Here is a 12,721-nt window from a genome sequence, read left to right on the forward strand (position 1 = left end):
CGCCACCACCGCTCCCGTGGCCGAAGGCCTGCGTGACTACGGGAGGAGTAATCAAGGTCATCAGCAACGTTGCTACAACAGTAAACTTGATCGCCGATCTGAGCACATCTGCCTCCAATTGCATCAGGCAGCGCGAAGCTCGCTTGTGTATCCGCGCGTCTCAATCCGCGATTAATCGTGCAGGTGCCAACGCGCGCGCATCTTCCTAGGCCCGTATCGTCGCGTTTCCTTGCGTGTATCTCGGCTCGATCCTCTGCTCAGCCTGATGCACTCGTTCGCGAAGGGCTGCCAGTTCGGCGAGCTGAGAAGCTAACGCTTCTAAACGGTGACGAAGAACAACGGCAGCAGCAGCCGCTCCGCAGCATGAATTGCCCGCCGCTGGCTCATTGGCTGCCTTGAAGAGATCGGCCCGCGGGGCCACCGGGAAAGTCTGGGTATTATGGAGGCCACTCATGGTAGACTCTCCCTGTGGGCCTATGGCGGCGGAAGGGGCGATTGAGCTGCGCGTTCACTACAGCGATTTCGTCCCAAGAAAGGTGGAGCCGGGTTGGCGACCCAGATGATTTTGGCATCTCAATTAAATCACCTGAGGGGATTAAATAAATTAAATTATGTTGCACAAGTTCAATCACTAAATATAACAAGATGCGGGCGATAGTGGACCTGACCCGTCCGTTTCGCCAGACGTGGTTGCGATGGCGTCCGACATTAGGCGGCGTGCACCTCACTAACCACCATCCGTCTGCGAGGAAATCGTGGAGCACTTGGTCGAAAAGCTCACTGAGCTTTAGCTTAGTTTGGCGGCGCGAGAAGTAGCCAACAACCAGAAGCCGTAGTAGCACGAGGCATGATGAGCAATCGAGACTGACAGCGGGGTGTTTGCTGATCCCATCCCGCTGCCCGATGGCGGCGGTCTGAACACACCTTGATCACGACGCTCTCGACGCGCGAGCATGTTGCGCCGGAATGGTGCCCCCTAGAGATTAATGCTCCTAGATCGACAAACGAAGCGCAGAATGAAGGCGCTCTTCCGACCACCACAAGCCCCCAAGGTCGGAGGCGCTTACGGAAGTGACGGCTCCAGTCCGATGACTGGAGCCGTTTTTGTTTACTCTCGAAAACTGTAATCTGCTCACCCGAGCAGGTTGATCTGCATGCATGTTTGCAGACTGGCGTTTCAAGGTGTTCCAGCAAGCGCACCCTCTTCCATTTCAGAACTGCAATTATAGTTGTGAGGCGGCGCTCGTTGGATGATGGTTAGCTCGTGAGCACTCCGGCGGAGCACGTTTGATCCCGATCTATTTTGGCCCGGTGCCTTGCACTGAAAAGACCGCCTTCGGGCGGTCTTTTTCCGTCTCGCCTCCTTGTTCTCTAGCTCGACCTGACGAATCGACCAACGAAACAGCGCGGACGCCTAGAGCGAGCGGTCCCGAGCGAGCCGTCCGTCACTGCAACGACGTAGACATCAATAGCCCGACACACGCGATCAGCGTTGCCGTGCTCAGAGTCACTACGACAAGAGCTTGGCCCGTGCGGGCTTGCAGATCGTGCTCGTCCATTGCTGTTAACAACCAGTTGGTTCAACTGGTTTCGAGCCACTCAGATGGAATTTGCTCGAATGCCAACTCGCAGTGCGCTCGCACCGTCCTAATGGGACATAAGCTCTGACAGATTTGACGCTCGCAAGCGGGAGCCAACGTGCAGCTTTAAACGTGTATGGGCGTGGACCGATCTGAAAGTGATCGACATGGATCGAACCGAGCGCTTCTTTGCCGGAATGACCGTCGTGGGCACCTGCCCCTGCGCCGCATTCACGATGTGGATACTCGTTTGAGCCGCCACTCATACCGCAAACGGAGGCGCCCTATTTCGGTGGCTGCCATCTTGGCAAGGTCAGCCACTCGGTTATGCGAGACGTGATTTCGTTCTGCCGCCTTCCTAAGCAGACTGTCTCGCTTGTGTCCTGGTGGGCATGACCGGGATTCATCGTGTAGCTGTTGTGCTTCTAGGTCAAGCCGGGTCTTTAACGAGGCTTTTCGTATGAACCGCAGGCGCTTGATGACGCATACCCATCTCTACGAACCTACCCACCTGTGTAAACTCGGACCTCGGTATGTTGGTTCTTAGATGGACCCCTCTGGGTTCGTAATCCGTTCGTTGGGGCCATGAATAAGGCCCCGACGCTCGCGTCCGGGCCTTTTAGATCATCGGGCCGGGTACATCCGCCGTGTCTTCTGATCATTGATGTCGCCGATTACCGCATCCGATCTGGTTCAGAATGTGGCACGGGCTGCGGCATCAAGCGGTTCACATTCCGCCCGAAAGCGCTCGGCCTCTACCTCGGCCTTGCGCCACTCAGCGCGGCGCCGATGCTCAACCGCCAAAGCCTTACGCGTCTCCACATCCAAAATAATCTCGTCGATCTCGGCGGCATCCAACGAGCGCTTGATGCGCAAGACGGTAGACAGCACCATCATACGATCGCCATAGGGCAACAGCAAATCGCGCGCCGCGATGTCGCAGTACGTGAGGAACGCCGCGATTGCTTCCTCGCTCTTGCAGATAAGCAGCGCCAGCTCGCGGGCCTGCCGCAGATCGTCGATGGCCGACCGGCTATCGTCATCGCCCAAAGCATATGCTCAGCAGCCCGACCCGCTGCCAGCTCGATACAATGGCCGTACATACTCGCAAAGACATCTGAAACCGAACTGATATCCTGGCCCGGCTTGGGCATCACAGGAGCGATGGCCTCCCGAACATCGGAGGCATCGCCGCGACCTTCCGCGAATGCCTCCTCGTGCTCCTCACCCCAGACGCAGCCTTCAAAGCCCGAACCCGGGTCCACCGTGGCGCCGCCCAGCGGGTGGTCCTGTAGGCGCGCAGCAACAATATGGTCCGCCTCGTGAATTGCGACCCGGCAGTCTTGGTCGTAAGAGCGGCCGATTTTGGCGAGCAGTCCGTCGTATTGATCGACCTGCGCATTGGGGTCGCTGCCATTGTCGCCACCATCGACACAAGCAGCGACCCCCAGGGCGTCGAGAGAGGTCGCAGGATGGGCGGGGCCTTTCTCGGACGGAGTTCCTTCAGACATCATCAAATACCTTCCTTGGGCGCGCGAACATGGTGCGCCAATAGCAGGGACAGCAGGTGCGGCATTCATGGGTTACGGTTGCGGGATAGACTGCCGACCCTGACGGATCGCATCGGGCATGCCCTTCAGCTCGCGAGAGTGAAGTTGGCAGCAATTTCGATTTGCCCCATGGTGTTCTGGACGAAGCCAGATCTGGCCGCTCTCGAAATGCCAGTCGCCGATCTCGGAGAGGGCATCGGTAAGAGCACGTGACTGCTCAAGATAGCCCGGCAAGGCCACCTCGATGGCGGCAACTGTTTGTGCAGCTTGTCCGCCGCAGCCGCGCGCGCACCGCGCTCACGTTCGGCGGCGAGCTGTCGCTCGGCTTCGGCCTTCTGCTGCGCGAGGGCGTCAAGCGCATCATCGATGCCCGCCAGCGTGGATGCTGCCGTGTCCACCCTGCCCTGCAATTTGTCGAGGGCCCGCTGGTCATCGAGGTCGCCGCCCAGAAGCGCCTGCTGACGGGTCTTGATCGCCTCGTTCACAACGCCGCCCGCGCGGTCGCGCATTTGGCAGAGAGCTGTTCGCCGCGCTTCGTGAGCGCGGCGATGGTGGTTTCGAGGTTCTGCATGGTGTTTTTCGGAATGGGTTTCTGTGCGGCAAATCTAGAACGGCACCGCTGATTTGCGCAGAGCTGGAGCGTGGTGCGCTCCACGTCCGAAGCCGCTTGATAAAGCGCAAATCGGAGGCGCCGTCGAATCTGCCAAATTTCGTAGGCTCAAAGCGCGGAGAGCCCCTAGCGCCAGTAGCCGTCGATAAACTGCCGGCGAATCCAGAAGGCAAACGCCAGCCCCGCGTCCAGGGGAGGAGCGATCGATAATCCCCAATTATCGAAGCCAGATGATATCCACTCCTCCAACCCTATTTTACTATCGATCTGATCTTACAGCGTTTTCTTCGGACATGGCGGCATTTCCCACGCTTCAGCTACGGTGGTGAGCTACGCTTTGTGATCAGGCGCAACAGCCCACGGCTCGCTCAACCGCGATATCGCGTGAGTAGCGCGCATACGAGACCTCCGGGCCGAAGGGATGAGACTCCTCAAAATAGGTCGGACCGAAGCGCTCCTCGGTTCGTTCGATCATGGTCTTTGCTGCACCGACCTCGGCCTGGCGAATGGCGCGGGAGGCCTCGACATCAACGATGACGCCGAACTTCACGTCGATGAGATAGTTTGTCGGAGTACGCGAAGAATGCCGGCCCCTTGTGAGCGCCGGTCCACTGCGCTGCCGGATCGGACGGCGAAATAAACTTCGGGACGAAATCGCTGGCGGCGCCCCACGCCGTATCGTTGAGGGTCGCCAGATACTCCTTCACCGCGCGGCTAGACCTGGCCGGATCGCGATCCCTCCGCCGGTCCTGACCTGCGATCGAGCGCCCCGATGGGGTCGTGTATTCCCTTACGCCACCGCTCCGTGAGCGCAGCCTCCACGCGGGGCCTGCGACGAGTTGAAGAACGAGGATCTGCATTTTCATGACCTGCGACACGAGGGGACTAGCCATCTTTTTGAAGCAGGGCTCACAATCGAGAAGTTACGCTTGTGACCGGCCACAAGGATTGGCAAGCACTGCGGCGTTACACCAAGCTGAAGCCGGAAGAACTCCACAAACTACAAGCCGCACCACAATCACCGTCGGGGGTTGGACGAGAGGTGGAGGTCGCGGCGGCGCTCAGGCAGGGCGGATTCAATGTCGCGGATTGAAGCGGCGGCGCCGAAAATGCCGAACCGGTTCGCCGAGGACCGCGTCAGTTCGCGACGCGCTCCTCCTCCTTCTTGGTCACGTGCCAGATCACGAAGTGGTAGTGCGGGACGTCGACCCCGGGATGTCCCGGGTTGAAGTAGATGTTGACATGGTCGGTCGCGCCGGCGAACGCCGGCGCCTCGAACGCCTTGTGATCGTCGATGTCCTTAATTGAAACCATGTATACGGTCGCCATCAGGCGGTCCTTACGGTCGAAGCACAGGAACGGTCCGAGCGGCAAGGTTTGGGGCTTCACGAACAGGATGCCGAGACTCGGAAAGAACTTCGGGAAGTTCACCAGATCGCTTACCCGCTTGTATCCCTCTCCTTCGGCGATCTTCCGTTGATTCTGCGTCGGACGAACGACGTGGTGTTTCGTGTGCGCGGGACGGGCTCGGCGAACAGTCCTTCGAGGAGGTTCGGTCCTCCGAGGAGGCTCGGTCCTCGCCGCCGGCCGCGATACGGCTGGGGCGAAGGGATCCGGCATCCTCTGCGGCGCGGGCTGTTGGAACGGATCCGGCATGGTCCCCTGCGGCGCGGGCCCCCACCCTTGCAGGGTCGGCTGCGCGCCAGGCGACACGGGCACGACGGTTAAGGCGAGCAATGCAGCCAATCCCGAGGCGGCCAACCGATGGCGCATCTCGCAATCTCCCTTTGTTCACTTCTCCTTGTTGCGCTCCCGCCAGCGCAGGAAGTCCCGGAATAGCGCCTCGCGGTCCGACTGATCGTTCGTTGGATGCTGCTCGAGAAAGCGGTCGAACGCTCCTTGCAACGCCTGACGCTGGATCCAGCGATCCGCAGGACGAAAGCGCTGCCATCCGGGGAGCGGTTCCGCCAGGTTCAGCTCGCGCCATCTCGGGTGATGGCCGTCTCCGAGAAATTCGGAGAAGCGCGAGAAGAATGTCTGCACGAATGACTCGAGCAGCTGGTAGCGCTGGTCGCGGCTCGGCCAATTGTAGGCGAACAGGGCCGATTTGATCGCGATCGTGTCGACGCTTTCGTCGATCCCGAGGACCGACGGATAGTCCTCGTGATGCAGGGTCGAAGGCAGGTAGTCGCGCCGCAGCGCCGAGGAATAAGGAATCGGCAGGAAGCGAACCGCATTGAACTGGGCGTAGCTCGCCAGCGAGGCGACCGGCTTCGCCGAAACCAGCAGGGCGGCCGAGAGCCGCCCCTTGCGCATCTCGTCGAGCGCCGCTTCGAGGCTCAGGTTCGCTTCGTCGAATTTCGCGCCCAGACTGTTGAGCACCTCGCGACCCAAGACAGCACCGGCACTGCCTTCTTCGCCCAGATTGATTCTCTTTCCCGCAAGGTCGGCCAGCGTTTTGATCTCGGGCCGCGCGATCAGATGGAATTCTTCGCCAAACAGAACGGTGATGTAGACTAGCTTATCGCGGATGTCGCCAAGGGGCCTGGCGTCCCGGAGGCGATTGACCAGAACGACAGGCGCGATCGCCATGTCGGCGCCCGCCAAAGTTAGGACGTCGACGACGTTGCGGACGCCGCCGTTTCCAACTAATGGCAGCACCCGCAACGCCATTTCCCCGTGTGGTCCGGTCTCCTGACCGGTGGCCAGCGTGGTCGCTATTTCCTGGGCTATGGCGAATTCGGTGCTTTGCGGCATGCCGGTAACCAATCCGGTCGTGTAGCGGCTCTCCGATATCATCACCCCCTTATCGCCGCCGGCGCTCTGCTTGCGCGGAGGCGCCTTCGCGGGCTCGGCCAGAGACGTCTGCGCCGCGCACCGATCGACCAGTTCGCCGATCCAAGCCGTTGCGATCATTGCGGTAAACAGGCCGATCCGAATCGCTCTGCAGACGCTCATTGCTGTAAAACCTGTTCGGTCCGGATCAGCCCTCTTCTCCGCCGGAGCGGCGCCGTACCGTCACCTCGATAAACAGGCAATTCCGCCAGAGCATGACGGACGGAATGGATTCGTCTTGTCCCTCCAACGCATCCAAACCAGGGCAGTTCCTGCACCCGCAGGCGGCGTGCGCAAGGCGCGGGCCGAGGCCTACGCGACTGCCCCGAGAGTCAGATAATGGTGATGCTCGGTTAGACCGATCCGAGATGCCGGCGCATCACATCGCGCAGGCAAACCGGGACAAGCTCGGCACGAAAGAAGATGTGTTTTCTGCCTATGGGCGACGCGAAAAAAGTCGCAACGATGGCCGTCTTTGGCTCGGAGGGCGGTCGCATTTTTAGCGATTTCAATGACTTGCCGAGATGGGTAAGGAAACTAGGTGCATTTCGTGCCTATAAGTGCCTTTCAAGGCGAACGCCCAAGCTGGTACCAAGTGGTGTGGCTCCCCTTCTCTAACCGCCAGCGGCATAGAGCCCTGCCTCCGAAGGCAGAGGTCACACGTCGATCTGGTTCGGGTGCGCCAATTTCCTTATAGAGGGCGATATGCCGCCGAGGACGAAACTCCAGCTTTGCCTCGCTCGAGCGAGTAAGCAATCTGGACGAGAGTCGTGCCGACGTTGTGTGCTCGGCAAGGGATGACGTCGGTCGAAAGCTCGCCGGCCTAAGGAGAGCGATCGTCCTTGGCGGCCGATCTAGACTAGCGACGGGCCGCCGCTCACGCCAATCTGAGTTGGATGCACGGCGACACAATAGATGCGCAGGCCTCGAGTTGTTGTGCGCAATGGGCTTACGTGGTCTTACGATGTGCCACGATCACCTTCGCGGGATGCGATGAGGCACCCTTGCTTTGTCATTTTAGCCGGCCGGCTGGGAAGGTCGCCTTTGCCTCTGAGAGCTGGCGTTCTCATTGCAGTGATGATCTTCGGCTTAGGGCCAAGAGGCGACATGAAAGGCCGCGAACTGAGGTGGCCTCTTCGAGAGCTAAGAGGCACTGGTCTTTCTAATAAGCCGAATAGCGTTGATGCCTATCGTAACGAGAATGATGACGATAACGCCAGCCAAAATAATCCACTCACTGTCGTTGCGCAGGGCTCTCTCAAACGCCACAATGGCAAGGGCACCGGCGGCGAACGACATAAAGAGCAGTGCAAAGAGCTGTGTGCCTAGTCCGTTCAAAATGCTTTTCATCTCCAGCTTTCCCCGTGGTGCCGCTCGGCGTCCGGCTTAGGCCTAAGGCGCGACCGCTTCTGTTCGAGCTTCTTTTCGTGCACAGTTGACGAGAAGAGCAACCCACGAAAGCGGAAGGCCAGAAATGACACAAGCTGAAATCGAAACCGAGTTGCTCGCGCTGCGTTTAGAGCTGGATGAGCAAGCTACCAGAGCCAACAAGCGTGACATAGAATGGCGTCGCCTCGGGTTGATTGCTAAGGCGAGCAAGCCTGGTCGGCGTCGCGGCGGGCGAGGATCTTTAGGCTGATGAAGTAGCCGCTTTTCCTGGATTGAGCTCTGACGGAACGCGTTCAAATGTCATGGGCATGGAAGGGAAAGGCAGGAAAGCTGCCTTCGTTCCTCATTTTTCCGGTATCACTAGGATCGGCCGTGGTTCGACTGACGCTGGGCCCCTCTCGCTTGCTTCAGAGACGTGCAGTCCGCTCCAGGGTCAATCGCGGCGGTTTCCTGCTGGGCAACCGACTTCCGGTCCTCCTCAGCGTCCGGACATGTCGCTGCACTGCGCCCACTAACGCTATGGGCCAGAAGTCGTCATGCCAATAAGGTCGCCTCAAGCGCGAGATAACGGGCCGCATGTCCGCTGTGCTGACAGGCCCCAAGACCATGCTAGGGCATGAGCGACGCCGTATAAGCGGCCAGTGCGATCATGTCCTCGATGCTGAGATTTTCAACAACTGGTTTCATGAGTTCACTGTTCGCGCCCTTGCGCGCGCCAGTCTTGAAGTCGAAAAGCTGCCGGAACGCATACGTCGGCGAACGGGCCGCGATCCTGGGCGCCACGGCCGTCCCCTTGAACTCGGCACCGTGACAAGCGGCGCACTGGACGCGCGGATTGCTGCTCGCCGCCAACGCCCGCCCTTTCTCAATGCTGCCTAGGGGGACATAGGCGATGAAGCGCGCGCGCGAGTCCCGACTGACAAAATATTCGACGTTCTCCGGAATCTCGATGATGCGTTGGCCGATTGGCTCCTTTTCGCCGTCATCGATCCGAGCCAGAAACAAGTCCCTGACATGTGTCCTCGGGACGGTATCGGTTTCTGTGACCGCAATATTCGATCTTGGCTTGATTGACGCAAAATAGTCCGCGGCTTCCCTGAGTTCCTGATCAGTCACCCCTTTCGACGCCTTGATCATTAGGTCGGTGGCGACGCGCGGCACCGAGTTCGTGCGCAGGCCCGTCTTGAACTCCACCGTTTGCTGGATGATGTATTCTGAGGACAGACCAAACAGGCTGGCATTCTCAGGGCCGCCCGGTCCGTCGACCCGGTGACAGACGCCGCAGGCCAACACGTCAGGCTTTCTGCCCGTTGCCACGATCGCCGGCATTGGCGGATGATCTTCGGGATGCCAGTCGGGCGCGGCGAACAGATCGCGCAGTTGCGTGAGCGTAAAGCCGATGGTGCTGTCCGGGACTTGCCTGATCGCGCCATCATCGGGTGCGCGTTGAAAATTCGGCGGGTTTACCGGGTAGGCCCACGCCGGTGGGCTGTCTTCGCTGTGAGAGGGCGACGCCGCTGCGGCAAGCAACAAGAACACAAGCGTCAAAGGCGCGCTGCAAACTCTCATGGCCCTCGACCTCCAGGCGCATCGGCGAAGCCACATTTGCCTGCGAAGGCAATGTTCTTGCGAAAGCGAAGATCGGAGGCGGCGGCCCAACGCTCGCGAGGCGACGGACACCGCACCTTCTCCGGCCTCATTCCAGAAGAGCATTCTGGCGCTGGGGGCTCGATTGCGTCAAGAAGCGATTCAGCCAAGGTCGTGACGATCCTACCTATTGCTCGACTCGGAATACGTTCCATGCACCCGGCACACCCTTGAGCGTTTTTGTCCCAACATCGGAGAAGAGCAAACCAGATCCGGCCACAAGATCTTTCACGGTGCTGGACACCAGGATTTCGTTCGCCTCCGCGAGCGCCGCGATACGTGCGCCGATATGCACGGCGATGCCACCGACGTCGTCTCCGATTCTCTCGCATTCGCCAGTGTGCAGGCCACAACGCACCTCGATTCCGAGCGAACGCGTAGAATCGATTATCGCGCGTGCGCATTGCACACCCCGGGCCGGGCCATCGAATGTGGCAAGGAAGCCATCACCTTGGGTGCCTATCTCGCGGCCTCGGCTGCGGACAATCGCCAGTCGGACAACGGAGTTATGGCTGTCGAGCAAATCGTGCCAGCGTCGATCACCGACGGTCGCAGCTTTTTGGGTCGACCCCACAATGTCGGTAAACAGCACCGTGGCGAGCACGCGGTCGGGTTCGGCCATGGGACGCACGCCGGTCAGGAACTCGGCGATCTCCTCGAATGCGGCATCGGCATCCGCAAGCCAGGGCAAGTGATCGGCGCCAGGAAAGTTCCACCATTTTCGCTCCAGAGATGCGTTCAGCCATATACCGTGCATCACGTATGTCGACGCTCTGGTGCTAAGATGTTGGAGGGTTATCCACGCGGCGCGAAGGCCGACCCAACGAGGCCCTATGTGATGTGCCTGGCACGCAATACGAGCATTTGATGCTGCCGGTCCGCTAATCTCGCGATCCTGCGTCCGCGCCCGTGCTGCGCCGCGGTCAGGCGAATGACGCCGTCCTGCACGTTGGGCCAGCAGAACGAACCGGTCTCAAGCCGCTTGGCGAACAGGCACACACCCGTGCCGTCCCAATAGATCAGCTTCACCCGGTCGGCGCGCTTGGCGCGGAACACATACACGGCGCCGGAGAACGGATCGGCCTGGATGCTCTCACGCACCAGGGCCGCGAACCCTTCGGCACCCTTGCGGAAGTCGACCGGCCTGGTCGCCACCATCACCCGCACCGCGCCCGTCGGACCGATCACGTGCAAGTCTTCAGCGCATGGATCACCGCCGCAACCGTCGCGGCATCCGCGCCGCGGCCGACCCGGACCGCGACGCCGTTGATCTCGAGCTCGATGATGCCACTGTTCTCGGCGCCCTCGGGCGCCTTCCGGAGGCGTCGGCGCTGCCGCGGTGAGCGCTCCGGCGGCGTGGACGATGGGGTAACGACAGCGGGCACGAACGTCTGCGGCTCGGGAGCCACAGGGATCGCAAATGGCTGTCGCATTTGCCGGCGCCACGTAAACAGCTGTTGCGGCGACAATCCGTGCCGCCGCGCGATCTCCGATACCACGGCTCCCGGGGCCAGCGTCTCCTCGACAAACCGCGCCTTGTCGTCGGCCGAGAACTGCCGGCGTCGGCCGCTCTCGGTGATGACCTCGACCCGACGAACCGAGGTCCTGGGCTCAAGCATATGGTCAAACTTAGACACAAGCCGATCTCCAATCAGAGATCGATCATTCCTCGCTCGGCGTCTTCAATGGAAGGTGGGACCGAAACAGCGCTTACTGCTGATCAGCCTGCATAAAGGATAACGAGTTCCCGCCGAACAGCGGGAGCGAACGTCCCTGCCGGGACGCTGGCGTTGGTGAGATCGCCCCTGGCTTTGCGGTGCTCGAAAGGGCAAAGCGCGCTTCACACATTGATCCGCTAACGTCATCTTACGCCATCATGCGGAGGGCGCGCCCCTACCGAGGAGAGAACCATGGACCCGGCAAGGATGTTCAAGGAGAGCTTGACCTCACTCCCGGAATTAGAGAACAGCCAGGGTCACGAGCTGCCCTGACGGCAGGGAAATGCCGCTTCCGGTCTGCACTGAAAAGCGGACATCACCGGATCGGCCCTTCAGTTTCTTCGGTCGCCGGATATAGGATCACCAGCGGCTCCACCGCACCGAAAACGTCACGATCACCGCCTGCCTGGCCACCGCCCGGCTCTCGTGCGGCTCGGTGCTCATCGCGAGGGGCAAGCACGGCTTTCCGGTCGCCGCGTGACAGCTTGATGCCTTGGACTCTCGAATTACCTTATGAGTGCGACGGTGACAGTCCACCGCGTCGGGCTGCTTGACTTCACCTCCATTATCGAACGGACCATCCCCGCGACGAGCAATCCATTCAACATCACTATCGCCTTTTCGCCCCGATATTGGGCATAGCGGCAGCGTCGGGCCTCTCGCGGGTCAGTAATTTCGATGGTTTGCATGCAACACCAATGACCAATGGCCGCGGTACGCGATACGGTTCCGCGACGATGAGCACCGTATCAGGGAAGCGTTAACCAAAATTCCTTCGCCCCGAGCCGGTCGCGCGGTCTCGTTCCCCATAGGCTTTGTTCGGCCTGTCCACAGCAGGCCAACTAGGACCTGACCTAGGCTGTGAACCCACAATCCGCAGGGCTGACGCTGCTATGGCTAGGTAACTGACGTGCTGCATACCGGCACAACGACGCTATGGGTCAATATCAGCCATACATTTGATTAAGGCCCGTGAACAAGCGATTTCGCGACTTCCCGCGTACAGTTGATGAAGGCTTCAACCGGGGGGCTGAGCGTTCGATTTTTCAGGAATACGATCTCGGCCGAAATCCGGGGACCAGCGGTTCTTAGCGGCAGAACTTTTAACGCGGCCCGGTGCGCGCTCAGTGCCGCTACCGATGCGGGAAGAATTCCGACGAATTGTCCGCTTGCAATCAGCGATACCGTGAGCTGAATGGCGATAGTTTTGACCCGTGGCTTCGGTGGTGAAAAACCATTGGCTCGAAATACCTCGCCGACGATGGCGCCTGGGGCGCTGTCATAGGGCGGCAACACCCAATTGCCCATGATGATGTGTCGCGCGCCGTGGCAAACTGCCCCCTCTGCGTCACGAGGAATTGCCCCTCCTCGAATAGCTGAGGAGAGAGTGAA

10 protein-coding genes and 1 pseudogene are annotated in these 12,721 nt (G+C 60.1%); 1 reads left to right on the top strand and 10 read right to left on the bottom strand.

Annotation, left to right across the window (positions count from 1 at the left end):
• Positions 1–2,273: 2,273 nt before the first annotated feature.
• Positions 2,274–2,630 carry a hypothetical protein gene (locus AC0L3K_RS39255; protein ID WP_473368071.1) on the bottom strand — a complete coding sequence of 119 codons (357 nt, stop codon included), beginning with the start codon at positions 2,628–2,630 and terminating at the stop codon, positions 2,274–2,276.
• 760 nt (positions 2,631–3,390) lie between these two features.
• Here AC0L3K_RS39255 and AC0L3K_RS39260 point away from each other — a divergent pair.
• Positions 3,391–3,753, top strand: coding sequence for a hypothetical protein (locus tag AC0L3K_RS39260; RefSeq protein WP_473368072.1), 363 nt, complete (start codon positions 3,391–3,393; stop codon positions 3,751–3,753).
• Positions 3,754–4,185: 432 nt separating this feature from the next.
• Here the strand turns inward: AC0L3K_RS39260 and AC0L3K_RS39265 are convergent.
• The 9 genes and pseudogenes from AC0L3K_RS39265 to AC0L3K_RS39305 all read right to left on the bottom strand — a co-directional run.
• Positions 4,186–4,471 (bottom strand): annotated as a pseudogene (locus AC0L3K_RS39265) (IS5/IS1182 family transposase); the annotation flags it as partial.
• 406 nt (positions 4,472–4,877) lie between these two features.
• Positions 4,878–5,171 (bottom strand): hypothetical protein, encoded by a 294-nt coding sequence (locus AC0L3K_RS39270; protein ID WP_473368073.1) that lies wholly within the window; start codon positions 5,169–5,171, stop codon positions 4,878–4,880.
• 360 nt (positions 5,172–5,531) lie between these two features.
• Positions 5,532–6,656, bottom strand: a complete 1,125-nt coding sequence (locus tag AC0L3K_RS39275; RefSeq protein WP_473368074.1) for a TAXI family TRAP transporter solute-binding subunit — start codon at positions 6,654–6,656, stop codon at positions 5,532–5,534.
• A 1,062-nt stretch (positions 6,657–7,718) separates the two neighbouring features.
• The gene (locus AC0L3K_RS39280; RefSeq protein WP_473368075.1) at positions 7,719–7,925 is read right to left on the bottom strand and encodes a hypothetical protein; all 207 of its coding nucleotides are present in this window, start codon (positions 7,923–7,925) and stop codon (positions 7,719–7,721) included.
• A 648-nt stretch (positions 7,926–8,573) separates the two neighbouring features.
• Positions 8,574–9,503 carry a c-type cytochrome gene (locus tag AC0L3K_RS39285; RefSeq protein WP_473368080.1) on the bottom strand — a complete coding sequence of 310 codons (930 nt, stop codon included), beginning with the start codon at positions 9,501–9,503 and terminating at the stop codon, positions 8,574–8,576.
• 235 nt (positions 9,504–9,738) lie between these two features.
• Positions 9,739–10,368: an adenylate/guanylate cyclase domain-containing protein gene (locus AC0L3K_RS39290; protein WP_473368076.1), complete on the bottom strand. Its 630-nt coding sequence runs from the start codon at positions 10,366–10,368 to the stop codon at positions 9,739–9,741.
• 74 nt (positions 10,369–10,442) lie between these two features.
• Positions 10,443–10,799 carry an IS66 family insertion sequence element accessory protein TnpB gene (gene tnpB, locus AC0L3K_RS39295; protein WP_473368077.1) on the bottom strand — a complete coding sequence of 119 codons (357 nt, stop codon included), beginning with the start codon at positions 10,797–10,799 and terminating at the stop codon, positions 10,443–10,445.
• Positions 10,796–11,248, bottom strand: a complete 453-nt coding sequence (gene tnpA / locus AC0L3K_RS39300; RefSeq protein WP_473368078.1) for an IS66-like element accessory protein TnpA — start codon at positions 11,246–11,248, stop codon at positions 10,796–10,798. The genes tnpB and tnpA overlap by 4 nt, the downstream gene beginning before the upstream one ends.
• Positions 11,249–12,292: 1,044 nt before the next feature.
• The coding region (locus tag AC0L3K_RS39305; RefSeq protein ID WP_473368079.1) for a LysR family transcriptional regulator substrate-binding protein at positions 12,293–12,721 on the bottom strand (429 nt) is incomplete at its 5' end.

This window comes from Bradyrhizobium sp. MI1.10 (assembly GCF_055811035.1).